This window comes from Streptomyces sp. CGMCC 4.7035, from assembly GCF_031583065.1.
GTDB classification, from domain to species: domain Bacteria; phylum Actinomycetota; class Actinomycetes; order Streptomycetales; family Streptomycetaceae; genus Streptomyces; species Streptomyces yaanensis.
This window is the reverse complement of the sequence record NZ_CP134053.1, coordinates 5,564,047-5,583,545: the sequence shown is the minus strand read 5'-3', so window position 1 is coordinate 5,583,545 and position 19,499 is coordinate 5,564,047. Positions and strand designations below refer to the sequence as shown.

Sequence of the window (19,499 nt, the reverse complement as noted above, 5' to 3'; positions counted from 1 at the left end):
CTCCGGTCCGTCAGAGAAAGGTTCCCTCCTATGACCTCATCGAACGGCCGGGGGCTGTTGCACCTGGCCGCCGCCGTCGATCAGCGGGCGGCCTACGACGCCGGCTCCTACGTGGAGCTGGCGCGGCTCGCGGAGCGCGGTGCGCTCGACTTCGTGACCCTCGGCGACAGCTTCGCGCGGCCCGGCCCCGACGCGCTTGCCGTGCTGACGCACGTAGCGCCCGCCACCGGCCGCATCGGCCTGGTGCCGACCGTGACCACGACCCACACCGAGCCGTTCCACGTCCAGGCGGCCGTCGCGACCCTCGACTGGGTCAGCGGCGGCCGGGCCGGCTGGCAGCTCGATGTGTCGACGACCGAGGGCGAGGCCCGGCTCTTCGGCCGCCGCCATGCCGCGCCCCTCGACGCGCTGTGGCAGGAGGCCGGTGAGGTCGCCGACGTCGCCGCGCGACTCTGGGACAGCTGGGAGGACGATGCCGAGATACGTGACGTGGCGACCGGCCGTTTCATCGACCGGGACAAGCTGCACCACGTCGAGTTCGAGGGCAGCGCCTTCTCCGTGAAGGGCCCGTCGACCGTGCCCAGGCCCCCGCAGGGCCACCCCGTCCGCGTCGTCGACGCCACCGAGGGGCCCGCTCGCAGGACCGCCGCCCGTCACGCCGACGTGGCGCTCGTCCGCGTAGTGAGTCCCGCGCAGGCCGCCCCCCTACGGGACGAACTGCGGGAGGTGGCACGGGAGTCCGGTCGCTCACCCGAGTCCCTGCGCGTGCTGGCGAGCCTGCTCGTCGACCTCGGCGACGGTGAGCACGCGGCCGAGCCCGGCCACGGCGGGGGCGGACCCCGGCCCACCGCGCACGGCCCGCTCTACCGGGGCGGCCCCGTCGATCTGGCCGAGCTGATCGCGACCTGGCACCAGGCCGGCGCCGTCGACGGCTTCCACCTCACACCCGTCGAGCCGCGCCGTGACCTGGAGCGGCTCGTCAACGGCACCGTCGCGCTGCTCCAGCACCGCGGCCTGTTCCGCACCTTCTACCCGGGCAGCAGGCTCAGGGAGCACCTGGGTCTCGCCCGTCCCGCCCACCGGTACGCCGTGACAGGGGGAGCGTCATGACCGTACGGCCCCGCAGGTCCCGCACCAAACAGATCCACCTGGCCGCGCACTTCCCCGGCGCCGACAACACCACCGTCTGGGCCGATCCGCGGTCGAAGTCGCAGATCGAGTTCTCCTCCTTCGAGCACCTCGCGCACACCGCCGAACGCGGTCTGTTCGACTTCTTCTTCCTCACCGAGGGACTGCGGCTGCGCGAGCACAAGGGCCGTATCCACGACCTGGACGCGGTCGGCCGGCCAGAGTCGATCACCGTGCTCAACGGGCTCGCGGCGGTCACCGAACGGCTGGGGCTCGCCGCCACGGTCAACACCACCTTCAATGAGCCGTACGAACTCGCCCGCAGGCTCGCCACGCTCGACCACCTCAGCGGCGGCCGGGCCGCGTGGAACGTGGTGACCTCGTGCGGCGCCTTCACCGGTGAGAACTTCCGGCGCGGCGGCTTCCTGGACCGCGCCGACCGATACATACGCGGGGCCGAATTCGTACAGACTGCCCGGGAACTGTGGGACTCCTGGACCCCGGACGGCGTGTCGCGGCCGTTCGCGCACCGAGGGCGCCACTTCGACATCGCGGGTGAGTTCACCCTGCCGCGCTCGCCGCAGGGGCACCCGGTCGTCATCCAGGCGGGGGACTCGGACGAGGGCCGCGAGTTCGCCGCGTCCACGGCCGACGTGATGTTCACGCGGCACGGCACCCTGGAGACGGGCCGCGCCTTCTACGCCGACGTCAAGCGGCGGCTCGCCGCCTACGGGCGGGCCCCCGAGGACCTGAAGATCATGCCTGGGGTCGCGGTCGTGCTCGGCGACACGGCGGCCGAGGCCCAGGAGAGGGCCGCCGAGATCCAGCGACAGCAGATCTCCCCGCAGACCGCCATCCTGACGCTGGAGCAGATCTGGGGCGTGGACCTCTCCGCCTACGACCCCGACGGACCCCTTCCCGAGATCGACCCGGTGCCGGACTCGCGGATCACGCAGAGGCGGACCCGGCCCGGCGACCCCGTCGCCCTCGCCGGGAAGTGGCGGGCCCTGTCCCGCGAGAAGGGGCTGTCCATCCGGCAGACCGTCATCGAGGCGAGCGGACGGCAGTCCTTCATCGGCACCCCCGAGGCCGTCGCCGCGGAGATCGACGAGTTCGTCCAGACGGACGCCGCCGACGGGTTCATTCTCGTCCCCCATCTCACCCCGGGCGGACTCGACGAGTTCGTGGACCGGGTGGTGCCGCTGCTTCAGGAGCGGGGCGCCTTCCGCACGGAATACACGGGAACCACACTTCGCTCACACCTCGGGTTGCCTGACCCGGTATGGAAGGGTTGATCACATGACGACGGACGCATCCGACGAGTGGAAGCAGTGGCACGAGCGCCGCACCGAGCAGGTGTCGGAGCCCTACGGGCCGCTCGCGCTGAACGGCACCTACTGGCTGGAGGACTATCCGGAGGGGCTACTTCCGGACATCCCCGGGCGCTGGACGACCGACGGCGACGCGGTGGTGCTGACGGCAGCGGAGGACGACGGCCTGACCGTCGACTCCAAGCCCTTCACCGGCGAGATCCGCCTCGACGCCGATCCCGGAGCGGTGGCCGACGCCCGCGTCGCCGCCGGCGAGCGCCGTCTGGTCGTCCTCGTCCGCGAGGGCGCCTGGGGTGTGCGCGACTACGACCCCGCGGCGCAGGCACGCCAGGCCTTCAAGGGCATCGACGCCACGCCCCACGATCCGCGCTGGTCGGTCGAGGGCCACTTCACCCCGTACGGCGAGAGCCGCACCGTACGCGTGGAGAACGCCGACGGACGCCACCGGGGCCTCGGACTCGGCGGTGTGCTGGCCTTCACGCTCGACGGGCAGGACCTCACCCTCCAGGTGTCGGTCCAGGAGGACGGCTCGCTGTGGGCCGTCTTCGCCGACGCCACCAGCGGGGACAGCAGTTACCACTTCCGGTTCCTGCGGCCGCCCGCGCCCGACGCCGACGGCCGTACGACGGTGGACTTCAACCGCGCGCTGCTCCCGCCGTGCGCCTTCGCGGACCACTTCATCTGCCCCTTCCCGCCGCCGGGCAACACCCTGCACGCCGCGATCGAGGCGGGGGAGCGCACCCTTTTGTAGGGGGTTCGGTCAACTCCTTGGGAAAGTCGGCAAGTTGAACGCTGCACGGCCGAAAGGCGCCCTTGCGTCGGTCGGTCGTGCCGCCGAATACTCCCCCACAGCGCTTGTCAGGGGCACGGCTTGTCCGGAATCCGGGCAAGCCGCCCTTGGCTGCGCCTCACGGGCCCCCTCCCCACGTGGGCCCCCGACTTCCCTTGGAGGGAACGAAAAGTGAGGATCAAGCGCACCACCCCCACGCGCGGTATCGAGAGACGGACCCGGCTGATCGCCGTGGCCACCGGATTCGTGGCCGCGGCCGCGTTCGCCGTCCCCACCGCGAGCGCGAGCGACGCGCAGACCTTCAGCGCGAACCAGCTCACCAAGGCGAGCGACTCGGTGCTCAAGTCCGATGTCGCGGGCACCGCCTGGGCCGTCGACCCCAAGACGAACCGCGTCGTCGTCACCGTCGACAGCACGGTCTCCAAGGCCGAGATCGCCAAGATCAAGAAGGAGGCGGGCGGCAACGCCGGCGCCCTCACGATCAAGCACACGCCGGGCAAGTTCAACAAGCTGATCACCGGCGGCGACGCCATCTACGGCGGTTCCTACCGCTGCTCGCTCGGCTTCAACGTGCACAGCGGGAGCACCTACTACTTCCTGACCGCCGGCCACTGCGGTGAGGTCGCCTCCACCTGGTACTCCAACTCCGGCCACACCACGACGCTGGGCACGAACGTCAGCTACAGCTTCCCGGGCAACGACTACGCGCTGGTGCGTTACACCAACTCCTCGATCGCGCACCCGAGCACGGTCGGCAGCCAGACCATCAGCAGCGCGGCCACCCCGAGCGTGGGTACGACCGTCTACCGGCGCGGCTCCACCACCGGCACCCACAGCGGCCGGGTCACCGCCCTGAACGCCACCGTCAACTACGGCAGCGGTGACATCGTCTACGGCCTCATCCAGACCACGGTCTGCGCCGAGGGCGGCGACAGCGGCGGTCCGCTCTACGCGGGAAGCGTGGCCTACGGTCTGACCTCCGGCGGCAGCGGCAACTGCACCTCCGGCGGCACGACCTTCTTCCAGCCGGTCACCGAGGCGCTCAGCGCCTACGGCGTGAGCGTGGGCTGACTCCCACCGGCCCCCGCACCGCAGCCAGCGGCAGGCGAGCCCCCGTAACCCATGTGGTGTGCGGGGGCTCGCCCTTGTCCGCGTGGCGGGGCTCGCCGTCCCCGTCTTGGAGCCGGAGCCCGAGGGGGCGAAATCCGGACAGGACAAGACCTCGCGAGCCGCACAGGGATAACCCTAGCCCGGCATTTGCACTGGGAATCGAAGCGGGGGCGACCAGGGGGCGGTCATGGCATAGAGGGCGCACGCCAGTTGGCGTTCGCGCGTCCTGAAGTCGACCTTGTGCGCTCCCTGTGGGCGTCGGAATAGTGGGCGCCGCACGGTGGGTGCGGGCGTGGTCGTCCGGTGTGTCACCTCCGTGTCCGTACGCCTTCCGGTCGCGACGGTCCCCACAACCGCCGCGGCCGACCCCCCACAGGAGGACGTGAGTTGAAGCACCGACGCATACCCAAGCGGCGGGCCGCCGTGGCCGGCGCGGGTGTCGCCGCGCTGATTGTCGCGGGCGTCACATTCCAGAATGCGAACGCGAGCGAGACCCGGAGGGCCGATGTGCCCCACACTCTCTCGCTCGCCTCGGCCGGAAAGCTCGCCTCGACGCTCGGCAAGGACCTGGGCGCCGACGCGGCCGGAACGTATTACGACGCGAAGACCAAGCACCTCGTCGTCAACGTGCTCGACGAGGCGGCCGCGAAGACCGTCCGGGCGGCGGGCGCCAGAGCGAGAATCGTGCAGAACTCCCTGGCCGACCTGGCGAGCGCCCGCACGACACTCAAGAAGGACGCGACCATCCCCGGCACCTCGTGGACGACCGACCCCAGGACCGACAAGGTCGTCGTCACCGCCGACAGGACCGTCTCGAAGGCCGAGTGGTCGAGGCTCGGCGAGGTCGTCGCCGGGCTCGGCTCGAAAGCCGAACTGAAGCGTTCGAAGGGGGAGTTCAAGCCCCTCATCGCGGGCGGTGACGCCATCACCGGCTCCGGCGGGCGCTGCTCGCTCGGCTTCAACGTGGTCAAGGACGGACAGCCGTACTTCATCACCGCCGGACACTGCACCGAGGCGATCTCCACCTGGTCGGACTCCAGCGGCAACGTGATAGGCCAGAACGAGGAGTCCCGCTTCCCGGGCACGGACTACGGCCTGGTCAAGTACACCGCCGACGTCGACCACCCGAGCGCCGTCGACCTCTACGACGGCTCCTCGCAAGCGATCACCAAGGCCGGCGACGCGACCGTCGGCGAGAAGGTGACCCGCAGCGGTTCGACGACCCAGGTCCACTCCGGCACGGTCACCGGTCTGGACGCCACGGTGAACTACTCGGAGGGCACGGTCAGCGGCCTCATCCAGACCGACGTGTGCGCCGAGCCCGGCGACAGCGGCGGTGCGCTCTTCGACGGCGACACCGCGATCGGCCTGACCTCGGGCGGCAGCGGCGACTGCAGCTCGGGCGGCGAGACGTTCTTCCAGCCGGTCACCGCGGCGCTCTCGGCCTTCGGCGCCCGGATCGGCTGACCTCCCGCCCGCCCGACGGAGTCCCGCCCCCAAGCGCGAGGGGGCGGGACTCTCTCCTGTTCAGCGAAGGCTCAGAGTGATCGCGGCCGCGACACCCCCCAGGACAAGGGCGAAGGCGGCTTCGGCCCAGCCGCCCGCGCCCCAGCGGAAGAACCGGTCGAAGGCGAGTCTGCCGGGACCGGTTGCGGCGATGCCGAGTGCGACGACGGCGATGCAGATGCTGTACTCCATGCCGCCCTCTGTCTCCCACAGGCCGTGGGCACTGGTGACGGTCACCATGGCGTTGATCATCACGCCGATGAGGGCGGCGGCCGCGAGCGGGGTGAGCAGTCCCATGGCGAGACCGAGTCCCCCGAGGAGCTCGGAGAGACCACCGATCGTGGCGAAGAGCTTTCCGGGGTGGTAGCCGAGGGCGGCGAATCCCTTGCCGGTATCCGTCAGGCCCTGCCCACCGAAGATCCCGAAGAGCTTCTGGGCTCCGTGCCCGGCCATCAGCAGTCCGACGGCCAGCCTGATGAGCAGGAGCCCCCAGTCGCGGGCGGACGACCACGGCTCAATGCTGTACCGCGCTGCCGGTTCCGAGGGAGCCGACGGCCGGTTCGTGCTGCGCTCAGCCATTTCATGCTCCGGGAGGGACGCCGGAACGGGCGCTGATCCCCGGCCTGCGCGGGCACCGGTTTCACCGGTCGGCGGTGACACCTGCGGTCGATGCAGGGCGGAGACCCACCCCTCTCGATAGTTCCGCACCACGAGTGGTCCCGCACTTCGACGCCTCGCGACCTTCGGGGTACCCGATGTTTATGCAGGTGGGGCGGGCTCCGGCGGATGTCGCACGTTAGTTCGAGAATTGGTCTATGGTGGGGGCGAGGGAGATGGGAACGGATGTTCGAGAGCCGCGTAGGAGGCTCAGGGCCATGGGAGGTGCGGGTGCCGGGTTTCACGCATCTGCACACCGTCTCAGGGTTCTCCCTGCGGTACGGCGCCTCGCACCCGGAGCGGCTGGCCGAGTGCGCCGGTGAGCTGGGCATGGACGCCCTCGCGCTCACCGACCGGGACACCCTCGCGGGCACGGTCCGGTTCGCCAGGGCGTGCGCGACGGCGGGCGTCCGGCCGCTGTTCGGGGCGGAACTCGCGGTGGAGGAGCCGGAGCGCGTGCGGCAGGAGCACCGCCGTGCCCCCGTGCGCGGCGGTGCCTTCATCGACGAGTCGACACCCCGCGCGACTTTCCTCGCCCGGGACGGCGCCCGCGGCTGGGCCGACCTGTGCCGGCTCGTCACCGCAGCCCACTCCTCCAAGCTCTCGCCTTCGCTCCGGCAGGAGGGACCCCGATCCGCAGGCACCCCGCTGCTGTCCTGGGCCGACAACCACGCCGACGGCCTGACCGTCCTCCTCGGCCCCGCCTCCGACGTGGGCCGCGCCCTCGCCGCGGGGCGCCCGGACCGCGCGGCCCGGCTCCTCGCACCCTGGCGGGAGGTCTACGGCGACGCCCTGCGCCTGGAGGCCGTCTGGCACGGCCACACGGGTACCGGCCCCGGCTCGCTGCGCCTGGCCGCCCGCACGGTGGGCTTCGCCGCCGAGCAGGGCATCCGTCCCGTGCTGAGCAACGCCGTCCGCTATGCCGACCCGGGCCTCGGCCCGGTCGCGGACGTCCTGGACGCCGCCCGTCGCCTGGTCCCCATCGACCCCACCAAGGAGCTGGACTCCGGCGAGGCCTGGCTCAAGGACGCGGGCGCCATGCTCAAGGTCGCCGAACGGGTCGTCGAGGCCGCGGGCTACCGCAGCGACACCGCCCGCCGCCTGCTGGAGCAGACACAGGCGACGGCCGCCGAGTGTCTCGTCGACCCCGAGGACGACCTCGGCATCGGCACCGTCCACTTCCCCGAGCCGCACCTCGTCGGCGCCGGCCACCGCACCGCCCAGCGTGCGCTCGCCTCCCGTGCGGCGGCGGGCATGGTGCTGCGCGGCTACGACACCCGGCGCGCCTACTGGGAGCGGATGCACGAGGAACTGGACATCATCGCCCACCACGGCTTCGCCTCGTACTTCCTCACCGTCACCCAGGTGGTCGACGACGTACGGAAGATGGGCATCCGGGTCGCCGCGCGCGGTTCCGGCGCGGGCTCCCTCGTCAACCACCTCCTCGGCATCGCGCACGCCGACCCGATCGAGCACGGGTTGCTGATGGAGCGCTTCCTGTCCAAGCGCCGGCTGGCCCTGCCCGACATCGACGTCGACGTGGAGTCCGCGCGCCGACTGGAGGTCTACCGCGCGATCATCGACCGGTTCGGCACCGAGCGGGTCGCGACGGTCGCGATGCCGGAGACGTACCGCGTCCGCCACGCGATCCGTGACGTGGGCGCCGCTCTGTCCATGGACCCGGCCGACATCGACCGCATCGCCAAGTCCTTTCCGCACATCCGCGCCCGCGACGCCCGTGCGGCCCTCGACGAACTGCCCGAACTCAAACCCCTGGCCGCGGAGCGGGAGAAGTACGGAAACTTCTGGGAGCTGGTCGAGGCCCTCGACGCGCTTCCGCGCGGGGTCGCCATGCATCCGTGCGGGGTCCTCCTTTCCGACGCCTCCCTCCTCGCCCGTACGCCGGTCATGCCGACCAGCGGCGAGGGCTTCCCCATGTCGCAGTTCGACAAGGACGACGTCGAGGAGCTCGGGCTGCTCAAGCTCGATGTGCTCGGGGTGCGGATGCAGTCCGCGATGGCGCACGCCGTCGCCGAGGTGGGGCGGGTGACGGGGGAGCGGATCGAGCTGGACTCCCTGGCCCCCGGCGACCCGGCGACGTACCACCTCATCCGCTCCACCGAGACGCTGGGCTGCTTCCAGATCGAGTCGCCGGGCCAGCGGGACCTGGTCGGGCGGCTCCAGCCCGCCACGTTCCACGACCTGGTCGTCGACATCTCACTCTTCCGTCCCGGCCCGGTCGCCGCCGACATGGTGCGGCCGTTCATCGAGGCACGGCACGGGCGGGCGCCGGTCCGCTATCCGCACCCCGACCTGGAGGAGCCGCTGAAGGAGACGTACGGCGTCGTCGTCTTTCACGAGCAGATCATCCACATCGTCGACATCATGACCGGCTGTGGTCGGGCCGAGGCGGACCAGGTGCGGCGCGGGCTGTCCGATCCTCAGGCGCAGGGGCGGATCCGGGTGTGGTTCGCGCAGCAGGCGGCGGCGAACGGATACGACGCGGAAACGATCCAGCGGACCTGGGAGATCGTCGAGGCCTTCGGTTCGTACGGCTTCTGCAAGGCGCACGCGGTCGCCTTCGCCGTGCCCACGTACCAGTCGGCGTGGCTGAAGGCCCATCACCCCGCCGCCTTCTACGCGGGGCTGCTCACGCACGACCCCGGGATGTACCCGAAGCGGCTGCTGCTGGCGGACGCGCGGCGCAGGGGTGTGCCGGTCCTGCCGTTGGACGTGAACAAGTCGGGGGTCGCACACCGTATCGAACTGGTGTCTGAATCGCGTGATTCCGTCGGGCGTTGGGGTCTGCGGCTCGCCCTCTGTGACGTGCACGGCATCAGCGAGGCCGAGGCCAAGCGGATCGAGACCGGGCAGCCGTACGCCTCGCTGCTCGACTTCTGGGAGCGGGCCCGGCCGAGCCGTCCCGTCGCCCAGCGGCTCGCCCAGGTCGGCGCGTTGGACGAGTTCGGCGCCAACCGCCGTGATCTCCAACTGCATCTGACGGAACTGCACCGGGGCGCCCGGGGCGCGGGCGGGGGCCAACTCCCGCTGGCCGGCGGGCGGAAGACGGCCCCGGCCGGACTGCCCGACCTCTCCCCGGCGGAGAAGCTCAGTGCCGAACTGGGCGTCCTGTCCATGGACGCCTCGCGCAACCTGATGGACGACTACCGCACGTTCCTCGACGAACTGGGCGTGGTCTCCGCGCGCCGGCTGCGCTCGGCGCGGCACGGCGAGACGGTGCTGGTCGCGGGCGCCAAGGCGGCCACCCAGACCCCGCCCATCCGCTCCGGCAAGCGGGTCATCTTCACCACCCTGGACGACGGCACGGGCCTGGTCGACCTCGCCTTCTTCGACGACTCCCACGACACCTGCGCCCACACCGTCTTCCACTCCTGGCTGCTGCTGGTGCGCGGGGTGGTGCAGCGCCGCGGACCGCGCAGCCTCAGCGTGGTGGGCGCCGCCGCCTGGAACCTCGCCGAACTCGTCGAACTGCGCGCCGGGGGCGGCCTCGACGAGGTGGCGACGCGGCTGGCGGAACCCGGACCGCGGCAGCCGGACGGCGGCGGGGGCGGCAGCGGCGGGGACGGCGACGCGGCGAAGGGCCGCCGTATCCACATGCCCACCGGGTACGAGATGAACCCCTGGGCCGATCTGCGTCCCGCGGGCGAAGGCCCTGCGGGTGGAAAGAAGTTGTGGCACCAGAGTCCGGGGAGTGCGGGATGACCATCCTCTGCGTACGTTTCCAGCTGCCTGAGATGTACGAGGCGGCCCTGCCGGGGCTGCTCGGACTCCTGGAGGAGTTCACACCCGTCGTCGAGGCGCTGCCACCCGACGGGGCACTGGCCGATCTGCGGGGCGCCGAGCGGTACTTCGGGCGGGATGCCGTCGAACTGGCCACGCTGATCCGCGTACGGGCCCTCGCGCACCATGGAGTCGACTGCGCGATCGGGGCCGGACCCGGGCCGATGCTGGCCCGCATGGCCCTGCGGGAGGCGAGGCCCGGGGCGGTCCGCGTGGTGCCCGACGACCCGGCCGCCATCGCGGGGTTCCTCGCCGACCGGCCGGTCAGGGCGCTGCCCGGGGTCGGCGGTGTCACCGCCCGCACCCTGTGCGAGTACGGGCTCGACACCGTCGACAAGGTCGCCGCCGCGCCGCTGTCGACGGTGCAGCGGCTCGTCGGCGCCCGGGCCGGCCGTGAACTGCACGAGAAGGCGAACGGCGTCGACCGCGGACGGGTCGTGCCCAACGCCGTCTCCCGCTCCCTGGCCACCGAACGCCCCTTCACCCGCGACGAGTTGGACCCGCACCGGCACCGCCGCGCCCTGCTCTCGGCCGCCGGGGAACTGGGCGCCCGGCTGCGCGCCCTGGACAAGGTCTGCGGCACGCTGACCCTCACCGTGCGCTACGCCGACCGCTCCTCGACGACCCGCAGCCGGACCCTCGCCGAGCCGACCGCGCACTCGGCGGCGCTCACCGCGGAGGCGTACCGCATGTACGAGGCGCTGGGACTGCAGCGCGCCCGAGTGCGTGCGATCGCGCTGCGCGCCGAAGGGCTGAGCTCCGCCGAGCATGCGGCCCACCAGCTCACCTTCGACCCGGTGGACGAGAAGGTCCGCCGGATCGAGGAGGTCGCGGACCGCGCGCGGGCGAAGTTCGGGCCGCGGGCGGTGATGCCGGGGTCACTGGCCGCATAACTCTTCTCGCAGGTCAGTTGGCCCACGGGGGAGTGATGCGGGTCCCGTCGGCCAGCTCCGCCTCAAGGCCGATGGACGTGGTCACCCAGGAGACGGCGACCTCGCTCGTCGGGTTCTCGACGGCGAGGGTCGCGCCGGGATTGATGATCACCGTGTCGCCCGCGGTGATCCGCTCGGTGCGGCCGTCGAGCGTGATCAGCAGTTCGCCGCTGAGCAGATGGAAGATCTCCTCCCGGTTGACGGTGTGGGCGGGCGCCTTGGTCCCCGCGGGGATCTCGCCGCGCCAGGCGCACAGCTCCTTGCTGCCGGTGCGGGGGGTGGCATGGGAGACGAAGCGGGCGCCGTGGATTTCGTGGGTCACGGCTTCGGACGGACGGATGACAGGCATGGGTGGCTCCCCGTGATCGCAATGGTCAAGCTACTTGACTATCCCTGCGGACTTTATGGTCAAGCCGCTTGACCATCTTGTCAAGGGTGTTTCAATTCCCTCGTGCAGAACTCCGAGGCCATCGCCCTGTCCGCCGCCCTGCTCGCCGTCGCGGGCGAGCTGACGCAACGCATCCATGACGGCGTCGTCGCGCGCGGCTTCGAGGGGTCGCGGCCCGCCCATGGCTTCGCGTTCGCCCGGCTCGCCCCGCACGGTGCGACCGTCACCGAGCTGGCCGCCCACCTCGGGGTCACCAAGCAGGCGGCCAGTCAGCTCGTCGACGAGATCGTGCGCAAGGGCTACGCCGAGCGGCGGCCGCACCCGGAGGACGCGCGCGCTCGGCTGGTCGTGCTGACCGAGCGCGGCTGGGCCTGTACCCGGGCGGCGGAGGAGGCCGCGGCGGAGGCCGTGCGGCCGTGGGCGGAGCTGCTCGGGGAGGCCGAAATGCGCACCCTGCAGCGTCAATTGCTGCGTATCGCACCCCATGGGCCGATCAAACCCGCATGGTGATGAGTCATCACATGCGCTCGGCCCATTACCAGGAATAGCGGCCGCTGTTGGCTATCACTGGAAGTTTTTACTGACGCGTAACTTCACAGGTGTCCTACTCGTTCGTAACTTGACGAGTGAACAGCATCCTCGTGATCCGGATCACAGGGCGCAAGGTCGTCGCACCTCCCTGAGCCGCAAGGAGATCACACGATGCTGCCCTGGAAACGAGCCCTCGGACCACTGGCCGCGCTGCTGCTGACCACCGCGATCGCCGTCGTTCCGGCCGCCACCGCCGAGGCCGCCGCGCCGAGCAGAGGCTGGAACGACTACTCCTGCAAGCCCTCCGCCGCCCATCCCCGCCCCGTCGTCCTCGTGCACGGCACCTTGGCCAACTCCGTCGACAACTGGCTGGCCCTCGCGCCCTACCTGGAGGACCGCGGTTACTGCGTCTTCTCGCTCGACTACGGCCAACTGCCGGGCGTGCCCGTCTTCTACGGCCTCGGCCCCATCGACAAGTCCGCCGAGCAACTGGCGGCCTTCGTCGACAAGGTGCTGGCCGCGACCGGCGCCGCCAAGGCCGACCTCGTCGGCCACTCGCAGGGCGGCATGATGCCCCGCTACTACCTCAGGTTCCTCGGTGGCGCCGCCAAGGTGAACGCCCTCGTGGGTATCGCGCCCGACAACCACGGCACCACCCTGAGCGGGCTCACCAACCTGCTGCCGTACTTCCCCGGCGCCGAGGACCTGATCTCCGCCGCCACCCCCGGCCTCGCCGACCAGATCGCCGGCTCCGACTTCCTCACCAAACTCAACGAGGGCGGCGACACGGTACCCGGCGTCCACTACACGGTCATCGCCACCAAGTACGACGAGGTGGTCACGCCGTACCGCACCCAGTACCTGAGCGGCTCCGACGTGAAGAACGTGCTGCTCCAGGACCTGTGCCCGCTCGACCTGTCCGAGCACGCCTTCATCGGGCTGACCGACCGGATCGCCTTCCATGAGGTGGCCAACGCTCTCGACCCGGCCCATGCCACCGCCACCACCTGCGCGTCGGCGCTCAGCTGACGCATGATTCGGGGCCTGTCCGGCCTGAGCCGCCGGACAGGCCCCGCGTTCCGTGGCCGCCTCAGCGGCTCTGCCGTCCCCCGCTCACCGCCCGTCGGCGGACCGACGCGAACAGGGTTGCCGCGCCGAGGGCCAGGGCGCTCGCACCGCCGATCGCGAAATACGGGGTGCTGCCGTCGCCGCCGGTCTCGGCCAGGCTCTCGGACGCGCCGGCCGCCTCCGGCTCGTTGGCCGGAGTGGACGCCGCACCGTCGTCCGTGGCAGCGGCCGGCTCCGCCGACGTACGGGCGTCGGCGTCACCGTGACCGTGGTGCTCGACGGTCGACCTGTCGGCACCGTCTGAACTCGTCGCTGTTCGCGCCGCACAGCTTGCCGTCCGGGATCAGCGCCTGGTGCCGCCCGTTCGCGTCACCGATCCGTATGCCGTTCCAGTCGTAGAGCGCCTGCGTGCCGCCCGCCGCGACCGCCGCCTTGCACGCGGCCGACTTCGGACTCTCGGGACCCTCCGCGTAGCACTGCGAGACCCGGCTGACCGGGCTGCCCATCGATCCGTGCGCGGCCGCGGGCACGGCGGCGAGGCCGGTGAGGGCGAGCGGTGCGACGCCGACGGCGGCGAGAACGGCGGCTCTGCGGCGTACGGGCACGGGGGAACTCCTCGGAACGGTCCTGGGGCCGGATCCCATGGGGGCGATCAGCAAGCTAGCCCCAAGAAACCGTGAAATCGCCTGCTCGGGGCGGGTGAGGGAGATCCTTATGGCGCCGTTAAGGGAGTGCTGAGGCTGCGATCAGGTAAGTACCGTGCCCCTATGACAGACGCCATCACAGACGCCATGACAGCCGAGGGGATCAGGCCGGCGGTCGCCGCCGACCTACCGGCCGTGCGGGCCGTGACCGACGCCGCGTACCGCCACTACATCGAGCGCATCGGAGTGGTGCCGCAGCCCATGGAGGCGGACCATGCGGCGAATGTGGCCGCGGGGAGGGTGTTCGTGACGGGGGAGCCCGTGAGCGGTCTCGTGGTCGTGGAGGCCTGCGAGGACCATCTCTTCCTCGACAGCATCGCCGTGCACCCCGACGCTCAGGGTGAGGGCGTGGGACGGCGGCTGCTCGCCTTCGTGGACGCATACGCACGTGCGCTCGGGCTGTTCGAGGTCAGGCTCTATACGAACGCGATGATGTGGGAGAACCAGAAGATCTACCCGAAGTACGGGTACGAGGTCGTGGAGCGCCGCGTCGACGGACCGTACGACCGCTTCCACTACCGCAAGCGGCTGGACTGAGCCGGCCGGACCCGGGGCGGGGCAGGGCGCGGCGGGACCGGCCGGCTCAGCCGTCGGGCCACCAGATGCGTGCGATGTCCTTTCGCACCTCGGGGCGCTCGACGGGGCGCTCGTCGGTTTCGTCCCGCACCCGGCGGGAGTCGGTCCGCTTCAGGGGCTTGTGCACGGTCACTCGGCGCATGGCTGCCTCCTTGTGCCTACCGGGTTCCGCTTTTGAGCGGAGGTAGACCCTTTCGGTGAGGGTTCCTCATCGGTCGCGGTCTGTCTGTGGTGGCTGTCACGATTCGACTGTCAGTGGCGGCTGTCACCCTGGCGGCATGACCAGGTACATGACCAGGTATGTGAACAGGAACATGGCCAAGAACGAGGGAGTCGAAACCTCGGCGGCCGCATATGCCGATGTGGATTGGGACGCCGAGGCCCCCACCTTCGACGACGAGCCGGACCACGGACTGCGCGACCCCCTGGTGCGCGAGGCATGGGCCGCCCGGCTGGAGGCGTGGCTGCCGCGAGGGTCCGGTGACGTCCTGGACCTGGGCTGCGGCACGGGCAGTCTGTCGCTCCTCGCCGCCGAGCGGGGGCACCGGGTGACGGGGGTGGACCGGTCACCGGCCATGGTCACCCTCGCTCGCACCAAGCTCGCCGGCCATGACGCGGTGTTCCTCGTCGGTGACGCCGCGGCACCGCCGGTCGGCGAGCAGCTCTTCGACGTGGTCCTCGTCCGCCATGTGCTGTGGACCCTGCCGGATCCCGGCCGTGTGCTTCGGCACTGGCGGGAGCTGCTGCGCCCGGGCGGACGTCTGGTGCTGGTCGAGGGCGTGTGGGGGACGGTGAGCCCGGTCGGCATCCCCGCCGGCCGGCTGACCGCCCTCCTCGCACCCCTCGCCCGGGAGGTACGCCTCGAGCGGCTGTCGGACGACGCCCGGCTGTGGGGGAAGGACGTGGCCGACGAGCGGTATGCGGTGGTGGCGATGACCTGACCGCCGTTCGGCTCAGACCAGCAGCGCCTCGAACTCCTCTCCCTCGCGGGCGAGGAGTTCGAGGGCGTCCAAGGCGCGTACGGCGGCCTCGGCGGCTTCAGGGTCCCTCGTCGCGAGCCCGCTCGCCGCGAACTCGTCCTCGTCGAGGCGCAGTACGGTCGTGCCGCCCGCGGAGCGCCACAGGTCCAGATCGAGGTCCTCGACGACCAGCTCCGTGCCGGTCAGCGTGGCCGGGCGGGTGATGTCGCAGTACCAGCCCTTGAGGGCACCCGTGGCGTCGCGGACCTCCTTCACGGAGTACCAGCGGTCGCGCCAGTAGTACTCCGTGAAGACGTCGCCCGGCTCGAAGCGGACGAAGCCGAAGTCGCGGACTCCGTCACCGGCCCAGGGGGCGCGTACGGCGATCCGGGTGCCGTCGTCGTGGAGCAGCTCGGCGGGGTAACGGATCTTCGTCCGGCCCGCCTTGACCAGGACGACGTCCAACCGGTCCCTCGCCTCAACCGAGTTCGCGGACATAGTGCACCTCCGTCGCGCAGATCTCGTAGCCGAACCACTTGTTGATCGCGATCATCGGGTCGTTGCCGGCGTCGTTGCCCGTGATCGCCTCCGTGTACCCGGCGGTGCGGGCGCGATGCAGGGAGTGGTTCTTGGCGAGCTTGGCGAGGCCGCGGCCGCGGAAGGCGCGGGCGGTGCCGGTCATCGCGGTGCCGTAGCGGGTGCCGCCGTCGGTGCGGGCCGCGCTGAAGGCGGCGGGGCGGCCGTCGACCAGCGCCACCGAGGTCAGCTCGTGGCTGAGCAGCGGGTGCCGCCAGGTCTCCTCCAGCCAGGCCTCGTAGTCGGTGATCTCGATGTCGATCTCGCCCGGCTCGTCCGACGTCGTCTCCGCGTGCAGCTCGAACAGGGGGCGCGGGTCGTCGGCGAAGTCCGCGCCCGTACGCAGTTCGACGCCCGGCGGCGGGTCCTGGAGCGGCGGCAGCGCGCCCTGGGCCAGGTCCAGGCGGAGGAAGTGCGCGGAGCGGCCCTTGCGGTAGCCGTGCCGCTCGGCGAAGGCGTGGTTGCCCGGCTCGTCCAGCACCCAGCTGAGGAGCCTGGTCGCGCCCACGGCGGTCAGATGCTCCTCGGCGGCTCGGACGAGGAGCGATCCGGCGCCGCGGCGGGTGTGCTCGGGGTGCACGTACACGTTGACGTGGCCCTGCCCGGGCTCCGCGCTCTCGTGGGCGAGGCTGACCCCGGCCGTGCCGATGATCTCGCCGTCCTCCTCCGCGACCAGCGGCCGGAAGTGGGCGTCGGGGTGCGCGTGGGCGGCGTCGTAGGCGACGGACTCCGGGGTGAACAGGATGAAGGGCAGGGCCAGCTGCCGGACCCGGGTGAAGCCCTCGGTGTCCGCTCGCATGTCGGGGCGGAGGTCACGCACGATCACTGTCATGAGGGCGCACGGTACGCGGAACAGGCGCGGGGGGCCTCTCAATTTCCGTGGGTGCGGGACAATCTCCAGGTGACCTTGAAGATCCACATCGACGAGAACGCACCACCGTACGAGCAGGTACGGGTGCAGATCTCCGAGCAGGCCCGTTCGGGGGTGCTGCCGGTGGGGTACCGGCTGCCGACCGTGCGGGGACTGGCCGAGTCCCTCGGTCTCGCGGCCAACACTGTCGCCAAGGCGTACAAGGCGCTGGAGGCGGACGGGGTGATCGAGACGCGGGGGCGCAACGGAACTTTCGTCGCCGCCGCGGGCTCGGCCGCGGAGCGTGAGGCTGCGGCCGCGGCTGCCGCCTATGCCCAGCGGGTCCGGCGGCTCGGGCTGACCGAGGACGCGGCGTTGGCCGCCGTGCGGGATGCCCTGCGGGCGGCTTATGGGGACTGAGCGGTGCGGTCGGCGGTCCGCGGGGTCGTGACGCGGGGCTGGGCTGAGTTCGGCACCGCCGGAACCGCCGTCGTGGCGGAGCGCCGTTGCGGCGGGATTTCACGGAACAAGGCGATCAACGTGCCGTGCCCGCGGGCGCCGTCGGCAGACGTTGCGGCGTACGCGTCACCCGTAGCCCCGCCGTCGCCGCCGCCCGGGCGAATGCCATCGCGTCCAGGACCGCCGCCGCGTGCGGGTCGTTGTTGAAGTAGGCGTGGACGTCCCGGTGGTCCGGCCAGGCCTCCGCGATGCGGTGGACCCAGGACGTCAGGGACCGGCGGCCATAGCGCGGCCACGGCTGGGCGCGGCCCGCGTGGAAGCGGACGTAGCCCCAGTCGGTGGTCCGCCACAGCGGGGTGACCGGACGGGCCAGGACGTCGGCCCAGCACAGCGCCGCGCCCCGGGCCCGCAGTACCTCGCGCACCTGAGGCGTCCACCACGACTCGTGGCGCGGTTCGACCGCGACCCGGGTGCCGGACGGGAAGCAGGCCAGGCAGTCGTCCAGGAGGGCCGCGTCGACGCGCAGGGTGGGCGGGAGCTGGAGGAGGACCGGGCCGAGCCGGTCGCCGAGGCCGGCCGCGTGGCTCATCAGACGGTGCACCGGCTCCTCGGGCTCCCGCAGGCGTTTGATGTGCGTCAGGTAGCGGCTCGCCTTCACGGCGACCACGAAGTCCTCCGGCACCCGCTCGCGCCAGCTCTCGAACGTCTCCCTGGACGGCAGCCGGTAGAAGGCGTTGTTGATCTCGACCGTGGCGAACCGCGTCGCGTACTCCTCCAGCCACAGCCGCATGGGCACGTCGGCCGGGTACAGGACGTCGCGCCAGTCCCGGTACTGCCACCCCGACGTGCCGACGAACAGGGTCATACATCCATCAAAGCACCGGCCGGGGTCCGCGACAGGTGGAACTACAGGTACAGCCCCGCGTCCGCTTGCGCCCGCTGGTCGGGCACCGACGCCGGTGAGGTCCCCCGGCGCAGCGCGTACAGCTCGGCCAGGGTCGCCCCGTCGCGGCCCACGCCCTCCTCGCGGCCCAGCCAGGTCACCGCCTCCGGGCGGGTCAGCGGGCCGACCTCGATACGGGCCAGACAGCGGCCGGGGCGGACGACCGCCGGGTGCAGGCGCTCCAGGTCCTCGTTCGTGGTGACGCCCACCAGCACGTTCCTGCCCTGGCCCAGCAGTCCGTCCGTCAGGTTCAGCAGCCGGGACAGCGCCTGGCCCGCCGTGTGCTTCGCCTCGCCGCGGATCAGTTCGTCGCAGTCCTCCAGGAGGAGCAGACGCCAGCGGCCCTTGCCCGTCGAGTCCTCCTCGCCGATCGCGATGTCCATGAGGTAGCCGACGTCGGAGAACAGGCGCTCGGGGTCCAGGACACAGTCGACCTGGCACCAGTCCCGCCACGAGCGGGCCAGCGTCCGCAGCGCCGACGTCTTGCCCGTGCCCGGCGGGCCGTGGAGCAGCAGCAGACGGCCGGCGATGTCCTCCGGTGTCGTCTTCATCAGGCTGTCCATGGCGTCCGCCACGGGTGCCGTGTAGTTCGGGCGGACCTCCTCCCACGTGCCCGCCGCGATCTGCCGCGTCGTACGGTGCGGGCCGCGCCTCGGCGAGACGTACCAGAACCCCATCGTCACGTTCTCCGGCTGCGGCTCCGGTTCGTCCGCCGCGCCGTCCGTGGCCTGGCTCAGCACCTGCTCGGCCAGTTCGGCGCTGGTGGCGGTCACCGTCACGTCCGCGCCGCGGTTCCAGCGGGAGATCAGCAGCGTCCAGCCGTCGCCCTCCGCGAGCGTCGCGCTGCGGTCGTCGTCGCGGGCGAGGCGCAGCACCCGGGCGCCCGGCGGCAGGAGCGTGGCCCCGGACCGTACGCGGTCGATGTTCGCCGCGTGCGCGTACGGCTGCTCGCCCGTCGCGAAGCGGCCGAGGAACAGCGCGTCCACGACATCGGACGGTGAGTCGCTGTCATCGACATTGAGCCGGAGCGGCAGGGCGTCGTGTGGGTTCGCGGACATGCCGCCATGATCCGTCACGAGGGCGTCCCGTGCACCCGGTTTCCGTGGTGCGCCGGGTGTGTCGGCTGTGTCGGTTTCATCCCGCTCTCCCGGTCCGTCCGGCACTTCCTGTTACGAGGATGTCGCACGACG

General features: G+C 71.5%; 19 protein-coding genes and 1 pseudogene. 12 read left to right on the top strand and 8 right to left on the bottom strand.

From position 1 onward, the window contains the following. Positions 1–30 precede the first annotated feature (30 nt). The 5 genes from Q2K21_RS24385 to Q2K21_RS24365 all read left to right on the top strand — a co-directional run bounded on the left by Q2K21_RS24385 (position 31) and on the right by Q2K21_RS24365 (position 5,826). Entirely contained in the window at positions 31–1,110 is a 1,080-nt protein-coding gene (locus Q2K21_RS24385) for an LLM class flavin-dependent oxidoreductase (protein ID WP_310775012.1), read from the top strand. Beyond that, positions 1,107–2,423: an NtaA/DmoA family FMN-dependent monooxygenase gene (locus Q2K21_RS24380; RefSeq protein WP_310775010.1), complete on the top strand. Its 1,317-nt coding sequence runs from the start codon at positions 1,107–1,109 to the stop codon at positions 2,421–2,423. The genes Q2K21_RS24385 and Q2K21_RS24380 overlap by 4 nt, the downstream gene beginning before the upstream one ends. A gap of 4 nt (positions 2,424–2,427) precedes the next feature. Next, complete coding sequence (locus Q2K21_RS24375) at positions 2,428–3,210, top strand: DUF1684 domain-containing protein (RefSeq protein WP_310775008.1); 783 nt, start codon at positions 2,428–2,430, stop codon at positions 3,208–3,210. Positions 3,211–3,420: 210 nt separating this feature from the next. Beyond that, entirely contained in the window at positions 3,421–4,320 is a 900-nt protein-coding gene (locus Q2K21_RS24370) for a S1 family peptidase (protein ID WP_310775007.1), read from the top strand. 426 nt (positions 4,321–4,746) lie between these two features. Continuing rightward, the gene (locus Q2K21_RS24365; protein ID WP_310775005.1) at positions 4,747–5,826 is read left to right on the top strand and encodes a S1 family peptidase; all 1,080 of its coding nucleotides are present in this window, start codon (positions 4,747–4,749) and stop codon (positions 5,824–5,826) included. Between the two features lie 60 nt (positions 5,827–5,886). Here Q2K21_RS24365 and Q2K21_RS24360 read toward each other — a convergent pair whose 3' ends face one another. Further along, positions 5,887–6,444: a DoxX family protein gene (locus tag Q2K21_RS24360; protein WP_310775003.1), complete on the bottom strand. Its 558-nt coding sequence runs from the start codon at positions 6,442–6,444 to the stop codon at positions 5,887–5,889. Between the two features lie 309 nt (positions 6,445–6,753). On the opposite strand from Q2K21_RS24360, the gene Q2K21_RS24355 reads away from it, so the two are divergent. Continuing rightward, on the top strand, positions 6,754–10,245 hold the full coding sequence (locus Q2K21_RS24355) for a DNA polymerase III subunit alpha (RefSeq protein ID WP_310781210.1): 3,492 nt from the start codon (positions 6,754–6,756) through the stop codon (positions 10,243–10,245). After that, positions 10,242–11,216 (top strand): DNA polymerase Y family protein, encoded by a 975-nt coding sequence (locus Q2K21_RS24350; RefSeq protein WP_310775001.1) that lies wholly within the window; start codon positions 10,242–10,244, stop codon positions 11,214–11,216. Before Q2K21_RS24355 ends, Q2K21_RS24350 begins: the two co-directional genes overlap by 4 nt. A 13-nt stretch (positions 11,217–11,229) precedes the next feature. Here the strand turns inward: Q2K21_RS24350 and Q2K21_RS24345 are convergent, their stop codons facing one another. Further along, a complete protein-coding gene (locus Q2K21_RS24345) occupies positions 11,230–11,604 on the bottom strand; it encodes a cupin domain-containing protein (protein WP_310774999.1) in 375 nt (124 codons plus the stop codon). Positions 11,605–11,706: 102 nt separating this feature from the next. Here Q2K21_RS24345 and Q2K21_RS24340 point away from each other — a divergent pair, with 102 nt between their 5' ends. Both Q2K21_RS24340 and Q2K21_RS24335 read left to right on the top strand, forming a co-directional pair. Next, positions 11,707–12,153 carry a MarR family winged helix-turn-helix transcriptional regulator gene (locus tag Q2K21_RS24340; protein WP_310774997.1) on the top strand — a complete coding sequence of 149 codons (447 nt, stop codon included), beginning with the start codon at positions 11,707–11,709 and terminating at the stop codon, positions 12,151–12,153. A gap of 192 nt (positions 12,154–12,345) precedes the next feature. Next, on the top strand, positions 12,346–13,203 hold the full coding sequence (locus Q2K21_RS24335) for an esterase/lipase family protein (protein WP_310774995.1): 858 nt from the start codon (positions 12,346–12,348) through the stop codon (positions 13,201–13,203). 61 nt (positions 13,204–13,264) lie between these two features. On the opposite strand, the pseudogene Q2K21_RS24330 reads toward Q2K21_RS24335, so the two are convergent. Further along, positions 13,265–13,847 (bottom strand): annotated as a pseudogene (locus Q2K21_RS24330) (lytic polysaccharide monooxygenase). Between the two features lie 186 nt (positions 13,848–14,033). Here Q2K21_RS24330 and Q2K21_RS24325 point away from each other — a divergent pair. Further along, the gene (locus Q2K21_RS24325; RefSeq protein ID WP_310781208.1) at positions 14,034–14,483 is read left to right on the top strand and encodes a GNAT family N-acetyltransferase; all 450 of its coding nucleotides are present in this window, start codon (positions 14,034–14,036) and stop codon (positions 14,481–14,483) included. A gap of 46 nt (positions 14,484–14,529) precedes the next feature. Here the strand turns inward: Q2K21_RS24325 and Q2K21_RS24320 are convergent, their stop codons facing one another. After that, entirely contained in the window at positions 14,530–14,664 is a 135-nt protein-coding gene (locus tag Q2K21_RS24320) for a hypothetical protein (RefSeq protein WP_310774994.1), read from the bottom strand. Between the two features lie 172 nt (positions 14,665–14,836). Between Q2K21_RS24320 and Q2K21_RS24315 the strand changes: the two genes are divergently transcribed. After that, positions 14,837–15,463 carry a class I SAM-dependent methyltransferase gene (locus tag Q2K21_RS24315; RefSeq protein ID WP_310781206.1) on the top strand — a complete coding sequence of 209 codons (627 nt, stop codon included), beginning with the start codon at positions 14,837–14,839 and terminating at the stop codon, positions 15,461–15,463. A gap of 12 nt (positions 15,464–15,475) precedes the next feature. On the opposite strand, the gene Q2K21_RS24310 is transcribed toward Q2K21_RS24315, so the two are convergent. Beyond that, entirely contained in the window at positions 15,476–15,979 is a 504-nt protein-coding gene (locus Q2K21_RS24310) for a ribonuclease FAU-1 family protein (protein ID WP_310774992.1), read from the bottom strand. Further along, positions 15,960–16,889 (bottom strand): GNAT family N-acetyltransferase, encoded by a 930-nt coding sequence (locus tag Q2K21_RS24305; protein ID WP_310774990.1) that lies wholly within the window; start codon positions 16,887–16,889, stop codon positions 15,960–15,962. The genes Q2K21_RS24310 and Q2K21_RS24305 overlap by 20 nt, the downstream gene beginning before the upstream one ends. A gap of 69 nt (positions 16,890–16,958) precedes the next feature. Between Q2K21_RS24305 and Q2K21_RS24300 the strand changes: the two genes are divergently transcribed. Further along, the gene (locus tag Q2K21_RS24300; protein WP_310774988.1) at positions 16,959–17,327 is read left to right on the top strand and encodes a GntR family transcriptional regulator; all 369 of its coding nucleotides are present in this window, start codon (positions 16,959–16,961) and stop codon (positions 17,325–17,327) included. Between the two features lie 115 nt (positions 17,328–17,442). Here Q2K21_RS24300 and Q2K21_RS24295 read toward each other — a convergent pair whose 3' ends face one another. Further along, on the bottom strand, positions 17,443–18,231 hold the full coding sequence (locus Q2K21_RS24295) for a DUF72 domain-containing protein (RefSeq protein ID WP_310774986.1): 789 nt from the start codon (positions 18,229–18,231) through the stop codon (positions 17,443–17,445). Between the two features lie 41 nt (positions 18,232–18,272). Beyond that, positions 18,273–19,367: a DUF5925 domain-containing protein gene (locus Q2K21_RS24290; protein WP_310774984.1), complete on the bottom strand. Its 1,095-nt coding sequence runs from the start codon at positions 19,365–19,367 to the stop codon at positions 18,273–18,275. Positions 19,368–19,499: the final 132 nt, after the last annotated feature.